Here is a 20,645-nt window from a genome sequence, read left to right as displayed (position 1 = left end):
CTACATAAATACTCTTCTTATAGATGCCATCATTTCATCTGCTTTAAAGGGTTTTTGAAGAAAAGCACGTACCCCAAGGGCCTTGGCCCTTTCAATTAGTTCCTCATCACCCATGGCACTTAACATAATAATCCTAGCTCTTTTATCCTTGGCCAGGATTTCCTCTGCTGCCTCCAGGCCATCCATAATAGGCATGGTAATATCCATGGTCACCACATCGGGATAGAGGGAAAAATATAAATCGATACCTTCTTTACCATTTTGGGCTGTACCGCAAATATCAAATTTATCTGCCGGCAAAGCCTTCTTGATATTTTTATGAATAAACGGAGAGTCATCGACAATAAGCAAACGTAATTTTGCCATTTATAAACACTCCTTCCTTATTGACTTTTGGCTTTTAGCCTTTATCATTCGTCTAAAGGCTAAACCAGGGCCATGGCAATGGCCTTGGGGATAGCACTTAAGGGGATGAGGACATCGGTACCTCCTTTTTCATAGGCCACCTTAGGCATGCCAAAGACTACGGAACTGTGCTCATCCTGGGCCAGAGTTTGAGCACCGGACTGACGCATGGCCAGAAGCCCCTCGGCCCCGTCGTGACCCATGCCGGTTAAGATAACCCCCACGGCATTGCTACCTACATTTTTGGCCACTGAGTGAAACAGGACATCCACCGAAGGGCAATGGCCGTTGACGTTGGGCCCCGGTTCACAGGTGACGAGATACATACCGCCGGAGCGACGTACCGTCATGTGCTTACCTCCGGGGGCAATAAGCACCCGGCCCGGCATGACCCGGTCATTGGTCTTGGCTTCTAATACTTCCATCTCACAGATATCATTTAATCCCTGGGCAAAATGTTTGGTAAACCCTGGGGGCATATGTTGGACTATGACAATGCCAGGAGTGGAGGCAGGAAAGGCTTTGATTATTCTTCGGATGGCTTCGGTACCTCCAGTGGATGCCCCGATGGCAATCACCTTATCCGTGGATTCAGCCAAAGCTGCCTTGAGGGTCCGGGAAGGTAGGGTCGTGGGTCTTTTATCCTGCCAGGCCTGCACATTGGCTGCTGCGGCAATTTTTATTTTCTGGCGCAATTCCCCCAACATGGCATTGAGTCCCCTGGCAATGTCCGTACTGGGCTTGGTGACAAAATCAATGGCCCCTGCCGCCAATGCCTCCAGGGTAATCTTAGCCCCCTGTTTGGCCAAAGCACTGACCACCACAACCGGCAATGGATACTGAGGCATTAGACGCCTTAAAAATTCCACACCATCCATTTTGGGCATTTCCACATCCAAGGTCAAAACGTCAGGCCTTAATCGGATAATCTTATCCCTGGCTACATAGGGATTGGAGGCAACACCAACCACTTCAATTTCCGGGTCCATTGACAGGCCCTGGGTTAGGATTTCCCTTACCAATGCGGAGTCATCTACTACCAAAACTTTAATGGCCTTCACTGCATCATCCCCATTCCTAATCATCTCTTCTGGTAGATGGCCGGTTGAATAAACCGATAAAGGTTGTTGGACTGTCCCAGTGATTCTGAGTGGCTGATAAATAAATAGCCTTCTGGTTCTGTATACCGATGAAATCGCTCGATAATGGCGATTCGAGTAGCATTATCAAAATAAATCATGACATTTCGGCAAAGGATAACATCAAAGAGCCCTTTAAATGGATAGCTCTCATTGGTCAAATTCAGCCGACGAAATAAAATTAATTCTTTAAGTTCTTGGCTAACCAGCCAATTACCCGCCGCATCAGGTTTAAAGTAACGGATACGGTACATGGGGGGAACCTGTTGCAGTTGGGCTCCGGTGTAATTTCCAGCAATGGCCTTGGTCAGGGCACTGCTGGAAATATCCGTGGCCAAAATACCAATGTCCCATTTATTTATTTCCCAGCCAAAAAACTCCTTTATTAGCATGGCCAGGGTATAGGGCTCTTCCCCGGATGAACAACCAGCAGACCAAATCCTAATTCTTTTAGAATGACGATTCTTTTCTACCAGCCTGGGAAGTACCACTTCTTGTAAAAATTGAAAGTGCTCAAACTCTCTAAAAAAGTAAGTATAGTTGGTGGATAATTTATCTGCCAGATGTAAAAGGGCTTGACCCGATGGATCCTTTACCACATAGTCATAGTAGGCCTTAAAGCTTGCAAAGCCACCTTCATAGACTGTTTTCAGCAGTCGATCAATGAGCAAGGATCTTTTTTCCAAGGTAATATTAATACCAAAGCTTTTATATACCAAGTTACTTAGGAGACGAAACTCCTCATCGGTCAACTGAAGATTTTTCATCCCTTTAGCCCCTTCCGGTTTAAACAACCCATAGATACCACAGAGTACTTACATTAAAACTTACCAAAATCGCTATCGTCTAAGGATATGATATCTTGTGGCCTAACCAGGTTTTTCTTTTCCTGTCCCGTTTGGCTCGGTTCTACTTTATTTTTTTTACTGCTTTGCCTCCCAGATACAATCCCAACGGATGTGTTCATTAGGGTTGGGTTTCCTTGACTCTTTCGGCTAAGTCTGAAGTGCCCCAGCATCTCTTTCAGGTTCACTGCCTGACCGGATAATTCCTCACCGGCGGCGGCGGATTGCTCAGCACTGGCGGTGTTTTGTTGGGTAACTTGATCTACTTGGCTGAGGCCAGCGTTGATTTGACCGATGCCCTGGGCCTGTTCCTTGGAGGCCGCGGCTATCTCACTGATTAAATCAGTGACCTTGGTGGCTCCGTTGACGATGCCCTCTAAGGATTTTGAAGTATCCTGGGCAATTTGTGTTCCTACCTCCGTCCTTTTGATGGAATCCTCAATCATTTCCGTGGTTTCCTTAGCAGCCTTGGCACTGCGTTGGGCCAGATTGCGCACTTCCTCCGCCACCACCGTGAAGCCCTTGCCGTGTTTACCTGCCCGAGCTGCTTCCACTGCGGCGTTGAGGGCCAATAGGTTGGTTTGGAAAGCAATCTCATCGATGACTTTGATGATTTTGGATATTCCATTGGCTGATTCATTAATATCGGTCATGGCCTTAACCATTTGCACCATCTTTTGATTGCCGTTTTCCGCATTGTCTTTGGCCAGAACAGCCAGTTGATTAGCCTGCATGGCATTTTCAGCATTTTGGCTGGTTTGTGAAGCCATTTCCTGCATGGAGGATGAAATTTGTTCAACGGCACTGGCAGATTCAGTGGCCCCCTGGGATAGGGCTTGGCTGGCTTCGGATATCTGCCGGGACCCTGCGGCCACCTGATCCACCGCCACTGTCACTTGACTTAGGATCTGATTGATGGAATCGATGGTACTGTTAAGGGCCTCTTTGATCATGGCATGGTCACCCAGGTAATCTCCGTTTACATTGGTATCAAGGTTGCCCTTGGCCATTTCCTGTAAGCAGGCAACCGCCTCGTTGATAGGTCTAAGGACAGCATCCAAAGTATCATTAACACCCTTGACTATTTCATAATAACCACCTTTGAATTTAGCTGCCTGGCCTCTGGTTTCCAGTCGTCCCTCCACTGCGGCTTGGACTAATAAATTGCTTTCCTCCACCAATTCCTTAATGGTATTTACCATTAAGCTAAGATTCTTTCCTAAAACATCATTTTCCGAACTTACCTTTACTTGTACAGATAAATCCCCTTCGGCCACCTTTGCTAAGGCCAATGACTGGCATTTAATATTTTCTGCCATGGACTTAAAGGAAGCTGCCAGCATACCTACTTCATCTTTGGCAGTGGCTTTAACATCAACATTTACATCTCCCAGAGCCAGTTTATCTGCCGCTGCTGCCAATTCCTTAATCGGTCTGCTAATAATCCGGGCAATGAATAACCCTAGACCAATGGAGATCAGTACACCCACCAGAATGATAATAAGCATTGAAGTCACGGCACTGGCGGCAATGCTGCTGTTTTCCTCAGCGGTCTCCTTGGCCATTTCAATTTTGATTTCCATAATTCGATTGATAATATCTAATTCTTCTCTGGCCGCTTTCCCATGGGTTCCATTTTCACTTATTACCGCCAGCGCCTCCGCATCCTGATCGGCCATGGCCAATTGAATCAGCCTGTCTGTTTCAGAACGAAAGACCCGATCCACTTCATAATATTTCCTGAATAATTCTTTTCCTTCCTCGGTTAGAATGGTTTTTTCTACTTCTGAAATATTTTTATCAATGGTGGCAAAATAATCCTTAATCCTGTTACTACGTTCTTGGATTTCCGCCGGTGAATTCGATATAATAATGTCTCTGGTATTTACCCGAATACGTTGAAAGGCGGTGGACATTTCAGCCATATTACCCATGGGTGCTGTCATTTTTTCATACATATTATTGTCAGCTTCGTTAATTTTTTTGATATTACTAATGCCGATATAACCAATAATACCTGCAACAAGAGCCACGATAATAAAAGCAATGGTTAATTTGGTAGCAATTTTTAAATTATAAAACCAGTTCATAGGTCTAGCCTCCTATTTTTATTCCTCCAGGAGTTTCTCCACATCCAGCAGCAGCTTGACTTGTTCCCCGACTTTCCCCATACCCTGAATGTACCTATTTTCCCTGCTCCGTCGCATACTGGGTGCTGGTTCAATATCCTGTTTTGGTATATCCAGCACCTCTGATACACGGTCTACAATTAACCCCATTGGCTGACCTTTTACCTGAATTACGATAATACAGGTTCGTTCATCATACTCCCTCACTGCCGCACCAAAGCGCAAACGCACATCCATTACCGGAATCACTTTGCCCCGTAGGTTTATGACTCCTTTGATATATTCAGGTACGTCGGGAACCTCGGTGATTCTTTGAATACCGATGATTTCCGTGACATACTGAATTTCTAAACCGTATTCTTCATTAATCAGGAGAAAGGTAAGGTATTTCCCCTCTTGGGTATCCTCTAAATCATCCTCCTCTTGCAGAAGATCCAAATCTAATTTATCCTTCATAGCCATCCTTTCGCCTTCTTTCTTATTCGGTTTTAATTCCCAGCAGATCCTCAGTGGAAACCATTAAATTGGCTATATCCAAGATCATACTGACTTCCCCATCCCCCAAGATTGCCATCCCAGAGACCCCCCTGATATTCCCCAGAGCCGGTGGAAGGGGTTTAATAACAATTTGTTGTTGACCAATTAGTTCATCCACAAATAGGCAACATTTCTGGTCTTCGCTTTCCATAACAATTAATATACCTTCGGTTAATCCCTCAAAGGTCGGCTGAACTTTGTAAAGCTGATGCAGTCGGATAACTGGCAGTAATTCGCCACGGATATTCACAACTTCTAAGCCATCCGGGTTCACCACGATTTGACTGCCCTTGGGTTGAAAACATTCCTTAATGGAGGCAATGGGGAAGGTATACATGGCCTTACCCACCCGCACCACCATTCCTTCAATAATGGCCAAGGTTAAGGGTATGCGGATAATAAACAGGGTTCCCTGGCCAGGTGTACTGCGTATTTCAATGCGTCCCCGCAGCTTTTCAATATTTTGCCTTACTACATCCATGCCAACACCCCGGCCGGAAATGGCTGATATCTCAGCGACGGTAGTTAGCCCCGGTTCAAATATAAGTTTCCAAACCTCTTCATCTTTTAAATCCTGGCGTTCATTAAGAAGCAAACCGCGTTCAATGGCTTTGTTTAAAATTCTTTCTCGATTTAATCCTTTGCCATCATCCCTGATCAAAATCCAAACCTCACCACCTGTGTGTCTTGCCTCTAAAATGACTCGCCCGGTTTCAGGTTTTCCGACAGCCCTACGTTGTTCGGGGGATTCAAGGCCGTGATCCACAGCATTACGCATGATATGGACCAAGGGGTCTGAAATTTGCTCAATGATGGTTTTATCAACCTCGGTATCCTCACCAATAATTTCCAGGGTTGCTTTTTTATGCATTTTATTCGAAACATCCCTTACTACCCGAACCATTTTGCGAAAAATCCCGGCCAAAGGCACCATCCGCAGGCTCATGGATACGTCTTGAATATCCCGTGTGATTTTATTAAGATGGCTAATGGCCTTTTCAAATCGATCCAACTGAAGTCCCTGGAGATCGGGATTATGGGAAACCATTGCCGCAGAGATAACCATCTCCCCCACCAAATCTAACAGTGTATCTAGCTTTTCCACATCCACTCGAATGGCCTGTTGAATGTTGTTAGTGACATTCTTGTTTGGGTCAGCACCACCGGTAACATTGCCATTGGTAGGTAGTCTTTCTGCTTCCACCAATACCTGCTGCTGCTCAAGAAGGGAGCTTGACTCCGCCTGTTCTCCCACCAAATCATCCTCTTTGGCTATCTTTTGTTCATAGGGGACAACAACTTTACCCAAACGATCCCTCAGGCTATCAATGGTCTTAAGTAATTCTGAAATTGCCTCATTGTTTACGGTTACCTGACCCTCCAGCATTTCGTTAAGCGTATTTTCAGCCCCGTGGCTGACTTGTTCCAAATCACTAAAACCAAGAAAACCGGCATTCCCTTTAAAACTATGAAAGGAACGAAAGATCTGCTCCAGCAGTGGATAATGATTGGGTTTATTCTCAAGCTGTAATAATGAAGTTTCAGCTTCTTCCAGGATCTCCCACCCGTCCTCGATGAATCGTTTAATCATTTCTGGGGTTATGGTAAAGATCCATGCTGCGGGATCGGGGGGACTTTGTTCTTCTGGTTCCTCCGCCGGATCAGCCTTTGCCGCGATACCTTGAATCGTCTGTTGAATCTCGCCAATTATGCCCCTGGCCTCGTTTTCCAAACCCCCATCTGAAAGTTGCTGTTCAATGGTATTCAGCAGCCCCTTGATAAAATCGCCGGTTTTATAAAGCAGCTCAATATGACCCGGTGCCAGGCTGGCTTTTCCTTTGCGGAAAATATCCAGCAGGGTTTCTGCTTCATGTGTGACATTAATCACCGTTTGCAGGTCTAGAAAGGAGGCCATACCTTTAATGGAATGAAAAAGCCTAAAGATGCTGTTTAAAATCTCATCATCCACCATTCCCGCATGAGAAACATGTTCTTCCATAGCGATGATCTGTGGTTCTATTTCCTCCAGCAATTCTCTGCTTTCGGCTACAAAATCACCAATCATCTCAATGCGTTCCTGGTCTTCACCCATCTCTCCTCCTCCTTTCTCTATCGCTCTTTTTCCCGCAGCAGTGCCTGCAGTTCCTCATAGGCCCTTTTAAGCTTGTTAAACTCCTGAGCCATTCGCTCCTGTTCCTCTTTGGTTTGTTTTCTTACCTCTGCCTCATCACCGATTTTTTCTATTGTTGCCAAAAGCTCCTCAATCACCACTGGTTTGCCAAAAAAAGCATAGGCCCCATGATTAACTGCTGCAATGGCCGTTTCAGCATCACCATAGCCGGTAAGAATGATGACCTTAGCATCCTGATCCAATTGCCGAATGGCCTTTAATACCTCGATACCAGTCATGCCAGGCATTTTCATGTCAGTAATGACAACATCATAGGAGTTTTCCAAGTAGTCTTTTATAGCTTCCTCCGGTACAGTAAACACGTTTAATTCATGACCTGTGGGTTCAAGAGCACTGACCAAACCATCCAAACAGTCACGATCATCATCAATCAACATAAATTTCATTCGAATCCCCCCATACTTTACCGTACTGACAATACAACCAGTATTTTGCTGTAAGTCAATTATTTTGTTGTGCTCCGAACTCTGCTCGTAGGGTGAATAAATAATTTTGACCCTGGGCCTGGTGGGTGCTCTTGTGGGTATTCCCACCACCATCCCCACTTCCCCGGTATTTAAAGTAACCATGGTATTCTCCGGATATAAGACGACTGTTTGCAGGAAGGCCTGCACCACCCGGGGGGAAAACTCCTGCCCTTCACCCTTCAAAATAATTTCCACTGCATGGTAGGGTGGAAAACCAGATCGGTAGGGCCGGTCCGTGGTTAAGGCATCGAAAACATCGGCAACAGCTATGATTTGGGCATTGGGGTGAATTTCATCCCCCTGCAATCCATCTGGATACCCCTTGCCGTCCCATCTTTCATGATGTTGGCGCACGGTAGTTATATGTTCCTTTGTATCTAACAAAGGCATAACGATGTTCATTCCTATCAGCGGGTGTTTTCTTATAATGGAAAATTCGTCCGGGGTTAGGCCCCCCGGTTTATTTAAAATTTCCTTGGGCACCAGTAATTTCCCCAAATCATGCATTAAAGCCCCAGCGGCCAAATCAGTCAGACCTTGACGATTAAACGCCATCTCCATGCCAATCAGAACAGCTAATAAAGCCACATTAATGGAATGCACATAGGTATAAGGGTCATGCTCATGAAGCATATCAAAGTACATTCTTAATTTTGAATTCTTCCGTATACAGCTTCTAACATCATCCACCACATTGTTGGCATCCCCCAGCCTTTGCTGATTGACCAATTTAGCTTCTTGGTAAAGTCCTCGCATCCGTTGGGCTGAATGGGCCATTAGATTTTCCGGTGTATCGTCATAGTCTATGCCCTTTTTAATGTAGGGTAGCTGACATATCCTTCTCTGAAATTCCTGCCATGCACCATGCAAAACATATAATTCTTTATTCTTAAACATATCCTGAATTTCTGAAGTAACCTTTTCTCCTTTTAGCAAAATCGGCTGACCTTGTCGGTTAAATAAATCTAAAGGAGATGTATTGTGGATATCTAAACTTAGATGATAGGGTTTTAGGATATGGTGAATTTCCTTTGCCACTGCCTCACTTCCCTTGTCCGTTATTGCTGTTTAACTATTCAAAGCAAAAACCATGCCGATTTTGTTGTTAGCCGTTCGTTTTTAGCTATCCTGAAAAATGGCCATGCGCCTTGGGATTTAAAACCGCTATCTAGGTCATCCTGAGCGGTAGCGAAGGATCTTTTCCATCATTGAAAAGCTAGCCCTAAGATCCTTCGCTGTCACTCAGGATGACATTTCTTTTTCATGTAAGAAAAAACAAGTGAACCCTTTGGTACACCAAAGGGTTCACTTGTGCAGGGTGGTTCATTTATAGCTTTTGCATTCGACCATAGAGTACGCGGCGGGATATATCCAGGTAGCGGGCGGTTTTTGTTCGATTACCGCCGTGCATTTCCAATGCTTTGACAATGATCCTATTCATGTATTCCTCTAAGGAAAAGGGTTCCTTGGGCAGAGTAAATTCCTTGGGGTTGAGCTGCTGCCCGATCGTGTTTTGACTGGGTGTGAGCATCGTATTCTCGGGGGTTAGTAAACCTAAGTGAGAGGATTGCAAGGTTTCGTCATTGTACATAAAAACCGCCCACTCAATGGCATTTCGTAATTCACGGACATTGCCTGGCCAGGGGTAGTTTTCCAACAACTTGGCCGCTGCAGTTCCAATCCTTTTAAACCCTTTACCCTTTTCTTTGGCAAACTTATCCAAAAAGAGTTTGGCCAGGGGTAGGATATCTGCCACCCTTTCCCTTAGTGGAGGAAGTTGCATATAACCTATTTTTAGGCGATAATACAGATCTTCTCTAAACTTCCCTTCCTCTACCCTGCTTTTTAAATCGACATTGGTGGCACAGATTACCCTCACATCAACCTTTACTTTTTTTAGACCGCCAACCCGATAATACTCCCTTTCCTGCATCACACGCAGTAGTTTTCCCTGCAGTTCCAGGGGAATTTCCGCCACTTCGTCAAGAAAGATGGTCCCTCCCTGGGCGAGATCAAACTTACCCCTTTGTCCCTTGGCCAGACCCCCGGTAAAGGCCCCCGCTTCGTAGCCGAACAATTCACTTTCAAATAAACTTGGTGTCAGGGCTGCACAGTTAATGTCCACAAAGGGCAACATTTCATTGATGCCGCCATAGTGAATGATCCTGGCAATAACTTCTTTGCCACTGCCGGTTTCTCCTTGAATAAGCACCGGAATGGTACGGTCTGTATGATATTTATGAGCCTGATCCACCAACCGGATCATTTCCTGGGAGAAAAAGCCGATACCAGCCATGCCGATGGATTGGGCCAGGGTCTTTTTTAATTGCACCAATTCCCTGCGGGTTGCCTCCGTCTCATCCTGCAATTTTTCCTGAAAGTGTTTGGTCAAAACAGTATTTTCTTCGATGAGGGCTTGGTGTTCGGCAATCCGTTCGGTTATGACTGCCAGTTCCTCTATATTGATGGGCTTTAATAAGTAGTCATAGGCCCCTGCCCGAAGGGCTGAGATGGCTGTCTCCATATCTCCATGGCCGGTAAAAAGCACCACGTTCGTATTGCTTTTCAGAGGGGTTTGTGCTACTTGTCTAAGGAAGTCTAACCCAGACATTTTGGGCATTTTTATGTCCGATAAGACCATGGGAAAATGACCCCTGGCCAAAAACCCGAGGGCTTCTTCCCCGTTGCCGCACTCCGTCACATGGTGTCCCATTTCACACAAAAAATCAGCCACCCCGGCCCTGCTGTCCCGGTCGTCATCCACCAGCAGTATATTCACTTTCACCCCTCCTGCTTTGTTGTTAGCTGTCAGCACTTCTACCGCTAACAGCCCTAGCAACGAATTAAAACTTTGTGTCATCCTGAACCACAGCGAAATAACCAGCCAAGGAAAGAAAAGACCCTCCGCTATCACACCGGATGACCTGGTTAATCGCTAAAAGCGAAAGGCTAATGACTGGATACCCAGGTGCATCTGGGTCCATCGTTAAGGAAAGGAAACTCCACTCGAAAGACGGCACCTGCCCCAGACTGTTCCTTACAATAAACTTGGCCGCCCAAGGAATGTACAATCGTATGGATGATGGCTAAACCCAGTCCCATACCCACTCCCGCAGGTTTGGTGGTAAAGAAGGGGTCAAAAATCCTTTTCCTGTCCTCATCTTTGATGCCTGGCCCATTGTCACTTACTTCCAGGATTACCTTATCTTCGGCCCAGGTGGCACAGATAATTTCCTTCGTACTCTGATTCACCGTATCCAGGGACTGCATGGCATTGATTAAAAGGTTAATAACAACTTCCTCCAACCTGGTTTCCTGACCCAGTATAGGGGGAAGATTACTTTGTGTTTTCTTTACAACGTGAATACCATGGGATGACAGTTGTTTGCCAACCATCGCCAATGCACCCTCCACCGCATCATTTAAATTACAAGGGGCAACACTGTTCAGTTTTTCTGTTCGGACAAAGGAACGCATGTGTTTGATAATATCATCGATGCGGCTGGCCTGGGCAGAGATCTTTTGAATATTGGTCATTGTTCTTGCAACATCCATAACCCGTCCCCTGTTGTGCCAATAAATCATACCGTCTGCTATTACCTTAAGGGAATTTAGGGGCTGATTAATTTCATGGGCAATGCCCGCAGCCATCGTGCCAAGGGAAGCTAGCCTTTCTACCCTGGCCAGTCTTTCCTGGGTCTCCAGCATCTCCGCCTCTGCCCTTTTTCTTTGTGAGATGTCACGAATCACACTTAATAAAAGGGAACTGCCGGCCACCTGGGTGACTCCCAGTGAGCTCACTTCCACCGGAAAACAACTGCCATCCTTTCGACGGTGCATGGTCTCAAATAAAAACTCGCCGCCAAAGGACCTGCGAAACTGTTCATCATAATTTCGCATATCTTCCGACGCACGTAAATCGATAATCTTTAAGGCAAGAAGTTCCTGCCGGGAGTAACCATAGATCTTTTCTGCCGCTTCATTGGCCTCAAGTATTTTCCCCTCTGTATCCATCATCAAAATAATATCATTGACACTCTTAAACAAAAGATGATAACGCTGCAGCACTTCTTCTGCCCTTTTGCGCACAGAAATATCTTGTTTAATGGCAATAAAATTGGCAATCATCCCCTGCTCATCCCGTACCGGAGTGATGGTCATCTCTTCGGCGTATAAAGTTCCGTCCTTGCGCCTGTTAATCATTTCCCCCTGCCAGACATGACCACACAGGATATGTTCCCAAAGTTCTTGATAAAAGGCGCGATCCTGCAGCCCAGATTTTAAGAGGCGGGAATTTTCCCCCAACACCTCCCATTGGGAATAACCAGTGAGATTACAAAAGGCAGGATTCACCCATTGAATATCGCCGGCCGGGTCAGTTATGACAATGGCGTTAGCGGCAGCTTCCATAACTTTCGTTAAAAGCTTTAGCTGTTGTCGGGATGAAGCATCATGGATGGCAATGGCCAGTTGTCCGGCAATATTTTCAAAGGAATGGTTGCGTTCCCTGGTGAAATAGCTTACTTGGTCACTGTAAATTCCCAGGACACCAATCACTTGCCTACCGATAAGCAAAGGAAAACCAGCCATGGAACGAATGCCACAGGAAGTTAGTTGTTCCTGCCAAATACCACGTACCTCATTGGTCGTCAATAACTGCGTTTGGCCGGATTCGATGGCCTGGGTACAAGGGTCCCGACCTTCTAAAAGATTTTCCCAGATGAAAAAATGTGTATATAAGTCTGCCTCGATGGCACCGGCCTTGGCACCAATGCGGACAGATCCGTCCGGTTCCTTGAGGACAATCCAAGCAAGTTTAATATCCAGCAAACGGGACAGTTGATCACAGATAAAATCAAGAATTTGATCCAAGGGTTTTTCTGCCAAGACCATCATGGCCATTTGGTATAACAAAACATCTTGGAACTCAAGCCATTTTCTTTGGGTAATGTCCCGAACCACACAGACAAATCTTTCCTTTGGTTCAATTGTCTTTTTATTCAAGGATAGCTCTGCGATAAAGCAACTGCCATCCTTTCTTCGTCCGGTGGTCTCAGTAATGATACCCTTTCCCTCTGTTTTCAGTTGATTAAATGAGACATATCCCATCAGCAAATAAATGGCTTGATGTCGTATCTCTGCCTGGCTATAGCCAAACATCTTCTCCGCAGCAGGATTAAAGGTTTTTATTTCCCCTTGATTATCAAAGGTAATGATGGCATCAAAGGAACCTTCGAAAATCGCCCGCATCCTGACCTCGTTTTGGCGCATGGACTTTTCGGCTAATCTTGCTTGCTCCTCCGCCCTGCTTACACGCAGGGCATAACGCAGGCTTTGCTTCAGAGATTCAGGGGAAATTCTGTCCTTTGCAAGGTAGTCTGAGGCACCGGCTTTCATTATTTCCACCGCTGTTTGTTCGTCCCCATAACCAGTCAGCATGACCACAGGAACGCTCGAATTGACCGCCTTAATTTTTTGTAGTATTTGTAAACCATTTTCCCCGGGCAATCGATAATCAATAAAAACACAATCAAAATCTTTTTCCTTGAGTAAAACCAGTGCTGTCACGCCGTCACTGGCTTCGGTAACCTCCAAATTAAATTCTGATGTTCTTAACATGCGACCGATAGCCATTCGATCCACTTGGTCGTCATCAATGACAAGGATTTTTATTTGCTCACTCATGTAAATCCTTCCTTATACTTGATTGCTTTACTTTGTTCGCAGGTAATTCACTTAGGGTCCAGTATAGGTCAAGAACAGAGATGGCCTCCACAAACTTTGGCAGGGAAAGGGGTTTTACGATATAGCCTGCTACATTATAATTATAGGCATCGATAATATCCCTTTCTTCATCCGAGGTGGTTAATACAATAACTGGAATCGTCTTTAGACTCTGATCATTTCTTATTTCCCGCAATAGTTCAATACCGTTCATTTTAGGCATGTTGATGTCCAATAAAGCAATACTTGGTAGAGGTACATTATCTCCTCTTAACATCGCCAAGGCTTCCACTCCATTGCGGGCTATGTCAAGGGGATTGGTGATATTATTCTTTTGAAAGGCCCTTTTTACAGCCATGATATCCACTTCATCATCTTCTACCAGTAAAATACGTAGGTTTTTATCTCTCATCATCTACTCCACCCTCTATTTAGTCATTAACCATTGGCTATTTGCACAAAAGCCTACGCTAAAAGCAAAGGCTATTTGGGCCATGTAAACTGGAATGTCGTACCACGGCCTCCATCGGAAAACAGTCGCAATTCGCCTTTTTGGCTTTCAATGATTTTTTTAACGATAGCAAGACCAACCCCTGTATTTTCTGCTTCATCTTTGGGACATAGGGTTTGAAAAAGTTCAAAAATTTTACCGTGATATTCCGGTGCAATGCCTGGCCCATCATCCGCCACTGAAAATTGATAAAAGTCCCCTTTATCCTCCACCGCAATGCTTATTCGACCCTTTGGTTGATCATGATGCTTAACGGCATTGCCAATTAGGTTTGCCAGTACCTGAATTAGCTTGGTGCGATCTGTTTTGATAATGGGCAAATTGGCTGCCGTAGCCACAATAAAACCTGCTGGGAGATGCAGCATATCAATTATTTCCACGATAAGCCGTTTAAGATCCGTCTCCCGTATTTCAGCTTTGAGCCGCCCGGCTCTGGAATACTGCAGAATCCCTTCAATTAGTGACTCCATTCGATGCACCCGTTTACGTAACAGATCCATCATTTTCTTGGCTTCTCCCTGCAGGTCTGGACCCATCTCTTCTTCTATCCAATCGGAGAGATGGGCAATCCCCCGCAGAGGGGCCTTTAAATCATGAGAAACCACATAGGCAAACTGTTCCAATTCCTTGTTGCTTTTTTCCAAATTCCAAGCATATTTTTGTATTTCTTGCTGTTTTTCCCTTAGTCGATTTTCTGCCTCCTTAAGCTCCGTAATATCCCTGCCAATTCCTTCGATAGCGATTAAGCTCCCCTTCCGGTAAACAGGCACATTGCGATGCTCAACCCAAATAACCCGACCATTCTTATGCTGCCAACGTAAAAGCAGTGGTTTGGTAAAGTCCGGTGTCTGAAGATAATTATTAAATATATCCCTTTCCTCAGGGATAACTACCCTAAAGGCTAAGTCTGGATCACCATAATATTCCTCTGGGGTATAGCCAGTAATATTAAAGGTAGCTGGGCTGACATAATCAAATTTCGGATTAGGACCCAGTCTTAACCGATAAATAACATCATGAGCATTTTCTGCCAATAGACGAAATCTTTCTTCACTTATTTTTATGTTATTTCTTACCATTTGGAAATAAATCATTAGGAGTCCCACGGCCACCGTTAGCTCTAAGGTCGAGGCCAGGAAATAACGCCAAAAGGGGTAAGGAATAAAGGACTGTAGCAAAGGATAAGAAATCTTATGAAGGGACCAGATAATAAAAGCCCAACCCACAATGGCATTACCAATCCCATCGGGCAGTTTCTTACTTAAGAAAAGAAATCCGTTCCAAAAATATAAAACTGCTATGAAAGTAAAAGCTGGTATAACCACTAAATAAACGGATAACTCTAAAACAAGGCTGAGGATAAGCCAGCTACTAAAAAACGCTGTGGATATGACCCAGCCTTTTTTCATAGACTGTCCTACAAAGGAATAGGTACCCCATAGTAAACAAAGGGCACTTAGGATACAGGGCAGTTGATCCCCGTGGAGGTAATAGGTGGGGATGTTAGCATAGATAATAAACAGATCATAGATTAAGCGAAATACATAAATCGTCCAGGCAATGGCCCAAATGGCCAGATATTTCTGCCGCTCTTGACTATAAATATACCAATACAGGGACACTAAGACTAAGGTACATAATAATCCCGCCAAAGCCGAGGGTGCCAGCCAGTTCATACGGATCCTCCTAACTCGAACCTGTCTGTTATTAAAATATAATTTGCAACTTTTGTCCTAGGATAGTATGTACGTTCCCTGTTTCACATCCTTTTCCCTTCTAAAAGTTACTTTTTTATTAAGAATTTTAAATCAACTTGTAATATTTGAATACTGTAAAAAACACAAAGGCCCCTGCTAAATTATACCTCTAATTAGCAGGGGACCAATATATATCAATCATCTTGCCTTGCCTTATAATGATTTAACTAAAATGTAAATTCCCATCAATAATAACATTGCATTTGTCATCAGTTGAAACATGCTGCGATTTATTTTTTTAAACAGCAGATTGCCAACAATAATGCCCAGAATAACGGATGGCATTAAATATCCCGAAAGAGTAAAAACCTGTGGACTTACTCCCACGGTAACAAATTGCATCGCCATTCCCGTCATATAAACAACGATAAAGAAACCAAGGGTTGTACTTCGGACAACCTCATTTTTAAAATTACCATGATTAAAGTACAGGGAAGTAGGCACACCGGGCATATTAACACTGGTAGTTAAGGCTCCCGCAAAAAATCCCACCAATATTTCCTGGCATTTTTGAACTACATCTAGAAAAGTCCTATCGTTTGGCCTATTGGCCGGTGATTTATCGATCATTCCTACGTCACTTGCATCCGTTGCAATCGCTAATTGATTCGTGCCCTTTACAATAAACTCCTGATAGTATTTATACAAAGAAAGCATGGTAAGGGACAAAACAACAATGGCTATGGTGATTTTCAAGGTTTCTAATGGTGCATAGGCAAAGAATGCTACCCCAATGGGAACCCCAAAAATACTCCCAACGATGAGTTGCTTTAAAATCCTGTAATCAATATGCTGCTTTATTTTCGGTGTTAATACGACAGCTATTAAAAAGGAAAGCAGGATACTGACTTGGATACTTTCCTGAGAATTATATAAAATCAATAGAAAAGGCCCTGCCATGATGGCAAACCCTGATCCTGTAATGGATTGTAGGGCAGAGGCAATAAAAACAATTACAGAAGCATAAATCAATTCATGCATTTTTCATCACCACTTATTTGTGAAATACCCCCATAGGCTAAGGGGTAGTCATTTGCACTACCCCTTAAAAAGTAACTACTAAGGTCTGATATAGCCAAAGCCATCGGCCTGTTTCTTTACAAGCTCGGTAATACCCGCAGGAATTACCTCGACAAAATTTGGCCTTTGACCTTCGTCAAGGTCAAAGGACCGAAGGGAATTTCTGCAGGCCTTAAATACTACGCCAACGTCATTAAGCTCTGCCATCCTAGCTAAGATTTCCTTCTTTTCCTCTGTTTGGTAAAAGGTATTCACCGCTGCCGAATTGACAACTACCTCCACTTCGGCTTCCTGGGGCCCTACATCTTTAAGAAAGTTCGTGATATTTGCTAGGACTCCGGGCCAAATTTCGTTGTCAGATACATGAAATAATACTTTATGGTCAGCCATACTATACCTCCTGCATTTTCTCTTTTGCCAGCTTTTTCAAAGCAAGGATACGTTCTTCCTGAAGAGGCGTAACCCCATGCAGTAAATATTCTTTACCGATATAGGAGTACTTCTGTTCACCTAAACGATGGTAAGCCAACAATTCATACTTTACATTAGGATTTCCTTTAATAAAATTAATTATCGCTAAAATATCTGCCTCTGTATCATTAAACCCTGGAATGACCGGTGTCCTTACCAGAATACTCTTGCCCGGAAATTCTTCACACAGCTTTTTAAAGTTATCTAAAATAATATCATTGCTAACACCTGTGTATTGTTTATGCTTGACAGCATCCATACTTTTTATATCAAATAATAGGGTATCAACATATTGACATACTTCTTCTAACTTCGTCCAGTCTGCATAACCACAGGTTTCAATGGCAGTATTGATTCTTCTTCTTTTTGCTTCTTTTAATAGACCAATGGCAAAATCCGATTGCAGGATTGGTTCACCACCACTGAGGGTTATTCCTCCGCCGGACCGGGAGTAGAAATTGCCATCCTGCTCTACCATATCTAAAACTTCTTGCACACTCTTCAAGTTGCCATACATCGTTAAAGCCTTGGCTGGACAAGCTTCCGCACACTCCCCGCAGTGATTGCAGGCCTCTCTGTCCACCATGATTTTATTTTCTTTTTCCTTAATGGCACCTTGGGCACAGACCTTAAAGCAGTACTGACAATCCTTCGTGCCAATGCATTTGTTATTATTAAAGGCTAATTCTGGCTGTAATAATTGGGATTCAGGGTTGGCACACCACTGACATTTTAGAGGGCAACCCTTTAAAAACACAATGGTCCTAATGCCAGGACCATCATGCACGGAATATCGCTGGATGTTAAAAATATAGCCGTATTTACTTTTATCATAACCATTGGCTTCGCTCATAGCGGCCTCCTAACTGAATATGGCTGTAAGTCCTGCTATCAAAGCAGGACTTACAACTTCAATTCATATTATTATAAATTACATGTCGGCATGCTCGGTTCTGGCAATAATATCATCTTGTAAATCCGAGGACAGATCACAGAAGTAAGCACTGTACCCGGCAACCCTTACAATGAGGCCACGGTACTTATCAGGATCTTGCTTGGCCTTTAGGAGGGTTTCTTTATTTACGATGTTAAACTGCAGGTGCCATAGTCTGAGGTCACACCAGGTTCGAATAAAGGAGACCAGTTTTTGAGTACCTTCCTCACCTGCTACGCAGGAAGGAGTAAACTTAATATTCAGCAGTCTGGATGCCCGTTCCCGATAGTTGTAGTTCTTGGAGTTGTAGTTGGACAACAGCACTGCGGTGGGCCCATTTACATCTGCACCGTGGGATGCCGAAGATCCATCAGACAGTGGCGTGTAGGCTTTTCTGCCGTTAGGAGTTGCACTTACCACCTTACCAAAGGGTACGTGGGAGGTAAAGGGCACCAGCCGCAGGTCAAGGTGTACACCTAGCTCCTTGGAATACTTTCTGGTAAATTCAAGGGCTTGACGATCTACTTCCTTAGCCAGGCTATCCACATAGGTTTCGTTATTACCATACTTAGGAGCATTGGCGAGCATTTGTCTAATGGCTTCTTTACCTTCGAAGTTGCATTCTAAGGCCTCGATTAATTCAGCCATGGTTAACTTTTTATCTTCAAAGACCAGCTTTTTAATAGCGATCAAAGAGTCAACTACGGTACCATAACCCATTAATTCAAAGTAACCCATATCAATGCCGCCGGGGATTACCGGGGTATGCAGATCTAAGCAATGCTCCATGCACAGGTCATGCATTGAGGAACCCAAGGGAGTGGCAAAGTGTTTGGGACGCAGGTTAATAATAACATGTTGTTGAATAAATGCATGTTTTAAGAAGTTCGTAGTTTGAGCGGTATAGGCCTGCCAAAACTCTTCCCAGGTCTTGAAGTTTCTAGGATCACCCGTCTCTAGACCAATTAGTTCGTCCCCAGTGAGCCGTGTTTTACCATTATACATAACCATTTCCACAGCAGAGGCAAAGTTTACATAGGCACAACCACTGGTATAGGTATCCCTATTGGGCATTCTGGCCTCAGAGCAACCGGATGCTGCATAGTCAAAGGCCTCTTCGAAGGTTGCGCCCTTGGAAAGTAATAATGGTATAACCTCTTCGTCATTGATGAGTTTGGGAAAACCAGAACCCTCTTTAATGGTCAAAGCTACTTCATGCAAATAGCGTTCAGGGGAACGTGCATGGATACGTGCTGCCAAGTCAGGATAGTTTAAGGGAAATTCTTGTTTGGATTTTAAGAACAAATAGGTTAATTCGTTAGTTGCATCACGACCATCTGGCATCTGCCCACCAATGGTTACTGCTTCCCAGTGGGCATACCCTTCGTTAAAGGCACCACCTGTGGGGGAAACATACAAGTCAATAAATTGGGCCATTGCTACCCACATGCATTCCAATAATTCGACTGCTTTTTCTTCGGTAATATGACCTTCTTCAAGGTCTTTCTTATAGTAGGGGTAGAAATACTGATCCATCCGACCGTTCGAAATAATGGTACCGGTCTTTTGCTCAATCCTAGAGAACATTTGAGTAAACCATTGAGATTGCACAGCTTCCCGGAAGTTGCGGGCAGGGTTTTCAGGAACCCACTGACAAATTTCAGCAATTTCCAATAATTCTTGTTTTCTGGTGGCGTCCGCTTCTTTTTCTGCTAATTCAGCAGCCAACTTAGCATGTCTGTTCGCCCAAAGGACAATGGCATCACAAACGTTGATGATCGCTTGCAGGTAAGGAGCTTTCTCCATATTGGCAACTGGGCTATTGGCATCAAGGGCGGCCAATTTCTGCTGGGCCTCTTCTTTAATCCCTTTAAAACCTCTCTTTAATACTCTTTCATAATCGTGTACCCACTGAATAGAGGAGCGGAAAGAAGCAGTTTCGTTAACGATAAACCTGGATTTTAAAGGATCCTGAGGATCATAGGTCACTTTTAAGGTCTCTTTGGGAAGTGCCTGAGCCAATGCCTCATGGAAGGTTTTACCTTTCCAATAGGGAGCAATTTCATTAATTACAATATCTGCATCTTCCTGGGAGATATTAAAGGGAGATTCAACACGGCTGGGCAATTGTTCAATGGCGATATCAAGAAAATCACCATCTAACTCAGGGAAGAGCATCCCATAGCGACCGGGTTGACCACCTCTGCCGACCAGCAAGTTATTGTCATCGATATAAACAGTCATATTTTCAGCAATGTGCATTAAAGCCTTGGACCATCTTAAAACTAAGGGTTCACCTTCGGTTTTCTGCATGGATGCGGTGAAATATTTGGCCCTTTCAATATCTATAATAGGACGCAAGGTGTTGAAGCTTTCTAAAATTTTATAAATTCTCTCTCTGCCTTTTTTAAAATCATCTTTACCCAGCATTTCATCTTGAATTCTTTGTTCATGAGGTGATAATACGTTACAACAACAACTCATGCTCATACCTCCTTATTGTCCCGTACATTTG

15 protein-coding genes are annotated in these 20,645 nt (G+C 44.1%); all 15 read right to left on the bottom strand.

Going from position 1 to position 20,645, the window contains the following annotated elements:
- The 15 genes from V6C11_RS17915 to hpsG all read right to left on the bottom strand — a co-directional run bounded on the left by V6C11_RS17915 (position 1) and on the right by hpsG (position 20,614).
- A complete protein-coding gene (locus V6C11_RS17915; RefSeq protein WP_333532569.1) occupies positions 1-366 on the bottom strand; it encodes a response regulator in 366 nt (121 codons plus the stop codon).
- A 59-nt stretch (positions 367-425) separates the two neighbouring features.
- Entirely contained in the window at positions 426-1,490 is a 1,065-nt protein-coding gene (locus V6C11_RS17910) for a protein-glutamate methylesterase/protein-glutamine glutaminase (RefSeq protein WP_442886093.1), read from the bottom strand.
- A complete protein-coding gene (locus V6C11_RS17905) occupies positions 1,487-2,311 on the bottom strand; it encodes a CheR family methyltransferase (RefSeq protein WP_333532567.1) in 825 nt (274 codons plus the stop codon). The genes V6C11_RS17910 and V6C11_RS17905 overlap by 4 nt, the downstream gene beginning before the upstream one ends.
- Positions 2,312-2,364: 53 nt before the next feature.
- The gene (locus V6C11_RS17900) at positions 2,365-4,479 is read right to left on the bottom strand and encodes a methyl-accepting chemotaxis protein (RefSeq protein WP_333532566.1); all 2,115 of its coding nucleotides are present in this window, start codon (positions 4,477-4,479) and stop codon (positions 2,365-2,367) included.
- A gap of 18 nt (positions 4,480-4,497) precedes the next feature.
- The gene (locus V6C11_RS17895) at positions 4,498-4,974 is read right to left on the bottom strand and encodes a chemotaxis protein CheW (protein WP_333532643.1); all 477 of its coding nucleotides are present in this window, start codon (positions 4,972-4,974) and stop codon (positions 4,498-4,500) included.
- Between the two features lie 22 nt (positions 4,975-4,996).
- The gene (locus V6C11_RS17890) at positions 4,997-7,147 is read right to left on the bottom strand and encodes a chemotaxis protein CheA (protein WP_333532565.1); all 2,151 of its coding nucleotides are present in this window, start codon (positions 7,145-7,147) and stop codon (positions 4,997-4,999) included.
- Positions 7,148-7,164: 17 nt separating this feature from the next.
- On the bottom strand, positions 7,165-8,751 hold the full coding sequence (locus V6C11_RS17885; RefSeq protein WP_333532564.1) for an HD domain-containing phosphohydrolase: 1,587 nt from the start codon (positions 8,749-8,751) through the stop codon (positions 7,165-7,167).
- 289 nt (positions 8,752-9,040) lie between these two features.
- A complete protein-coding gene (locus V6C11_RS17880; RefSeq protein ID WP_333532563.1) occupies positions 9,041-10,492 on the bottom strand; it encodes a sigma-54-dependent transcriptional regulator in 1,452 nt (483 codons plus the stop codon).
- A gap of 170 nt (positions 10,493-10,662) precedes the next feature.
- The gene (locus V6C11_RS17875; protein WP_333532562.1) at positions 10,663-13,398 is read right to left on the bottom strand and encodes a PAS domain S-box protein; all 2,736 of its coding nucleotides are present in this window, start codon (positions 13,396-13,398) and stop codon (positions 10,663-10,665) included.
- Positions 13,391-13,852, bottom strand: coding sequence for a response regulator (locus V6C11_RS17870; protein ID WP_333532561.1), 462 nt, complete (start codon positions 13,850-13,852; stop codon positions 13,391-13,393). The genes V6C11_RS17875 and V6C11_RS17870 overlap by 8 nt, the downstream gene beginning before the upstream one ends.
- Positions 13,853-13,920: 68 nt before the next feature.
- Entirely contained in the window at positions 13,921-15,624 is a 1,704-nt protein-coding gene (locus tag V6C11_RS17865) for a sensor histidine kinase (RefSeq protein ID WP_333532560.1), read from the bottom strand.
- Positions 15,625-15,858: 234 nt separating this feature from the next.
- Complete coding sequence (locus tag V6C11_RS17860) at positions 15,859-16,686, bottom strand: sulfite exporter TauE/SafE family protein (RefSeq protein ID WP_333532559.1); 828 nt, start codon at positions 16,684-16,686, stop codon at positions 15,859-15,861.
- 78 nt (positions 16,687-16,764) lie between these two features.
- Positions 16,765-17,115: a DsrE family protein gene (locus V6C11_RS17855; protein WP_333532558.1), complete on the bottom strand. Its 351-nt coding sequence runs from the start codon at positions 17,113-17,115 to the stop codon at positions 16,765-16,767.
- Position 17,116: 1 nt separating this feature from the next.
- Positions 17,117-18,049: a (2S)-3-sulfopropanediol dehydratase activating enzyme gene (gene hpsH, locus V6C11_RS17850; RefSeq protein ID WP_333532557.1), complete on the bottom strand. Its 933-nt coding sequence runs from the start codon at positions 18,047-18,049 to the stop codon at positions 17,117-17,119.
- A 78-nt stretch (positions 18,050-18,127) separates the two neighbouring features.
- Entirely contained in the window at positions 18,128-20,614 is a 2,487-nt protein-coding gene (hpsG, locus tag V6C11_RS17845; RefSeq protein ID WP_333532556.1) for a (2S)-3-sulfopropanediol dehydratase, read from the bottom strand.
- Positions 20,615-20,645: the final 31 nt, after the last annotated feature.

Origin of the sequence: Desulfotomaculum sp. 1211_IL3151 (assembly GCF_036763075.1) — a bacterium.
GTDB lineage: Bacteria > Bacillota > Desulfotomaculia > Desulfotomaculales > Desulfotomaculaceae > Desulfotomaculum.
The sequence above is the reverse complement of the archived record's forward strand: the minus strand, read 5'-3'. Positions and strand labels throughout refer to the sequence as shown.

What these genes read in the sequence shown, in the direction of transcription:
- V6C11_RS17865 (WP_333532560.1), bottom strand. Translation starts at nt 15,624, where the DNA reads ATGAACTGGCTGGCACCCTCGGCTTTGGCGGGATTATTATGTACCTTA.
- V6C11_RS17905 (WP_333532567.1), bottom strand. Translation starts at nt 2,311, where the DNA reads ATGAAAAATCTTCAGTTGACCGATGAGGAGTTTCGTCTCCTAAGTAAC.
- V6C11_RS17870 (WP_333532561.1), bottom strand. Translation starts at nt 13,852, where the DNA reads ATGATGAGAGATAAAAACCTACGTATTTTACTGGTAGAAGATGATGAA.
- V6C11_RS17875 (WP_333532562.1), bottom strand. Translation starts at nt 13,398, where the DNA reads ATGAGTGAGCAAATAAAAATCCTTGTCATTGATGACGACCAAGTGGAT.
- V6C11_RS17900 (WP_333532566.1), bottom strand. Translation starts at nt 4,479, where the DNA reads ATGAACTGGTTTTATAATTTAAAAATTGCTACCAAATTAACCATTGCT.
- hpsG (WP_333532556.1), bottom strand. Translation starts at nt 20,614, where the DNA reads ATGAGTTGTTGTTGTAACGTATTATCACCTCATGAACAAAGAATTCAA.
- V6C11_RS17860 (WP_333532559.1), bottom strand. Translation starts at nt 16,686, where the DNA reads ATGCATGAATTGATTTATGCTTCTGTAATTGTTTTTATTGCCTCTGCC.
- V6C11_RS17910 (WP_442886093.1), bottom strand. Translation starts at nt 1,490, where the DNA reads ATGATTAGGAATGGGGATGATGCAGTGAAGGCCATTAAAGTTTTGGTA.
- V6C11_RS17895 (WP_333532643.1), bottom strand. Translation starts at nt 4,974, where the DNA reads ATGAAGGATAAATTAGATTTGGATCTTCTGCAAGAGGAGGATGATTTA.
- V6C11_RS17855 (WP_333532558.1), bottom strand. Translation starts at nt 17,115, where the DNA reads ATGGCTGACCATAAAGTATTATTTCATGTATCTGACAACGAAATTTGG.
- V6C11_RS17915 (WP_333532569.1), bottom strand. Translation starts at nt 366, where the DNA reads ATGGCAAAATTACGTTTGCTTATTGTCGATGACTCTCCGTTTATTCAT.
- hpsH (WP_333532557.1), bottom strand. Translation starts at nt 18,049, where the DNA reads ATGAGCGAAGCCAATGGTTATGATAAAAGTAAATACGGCTATATTTTT.
- V6C11_RS17890 (WP_333532565.1), bottom strand. Translation starts at nt 7,147, where the DNA reads ATGGGTGAAGACCAGGAACGCATTGAGATGATTGGTGATTTTGTAGCC.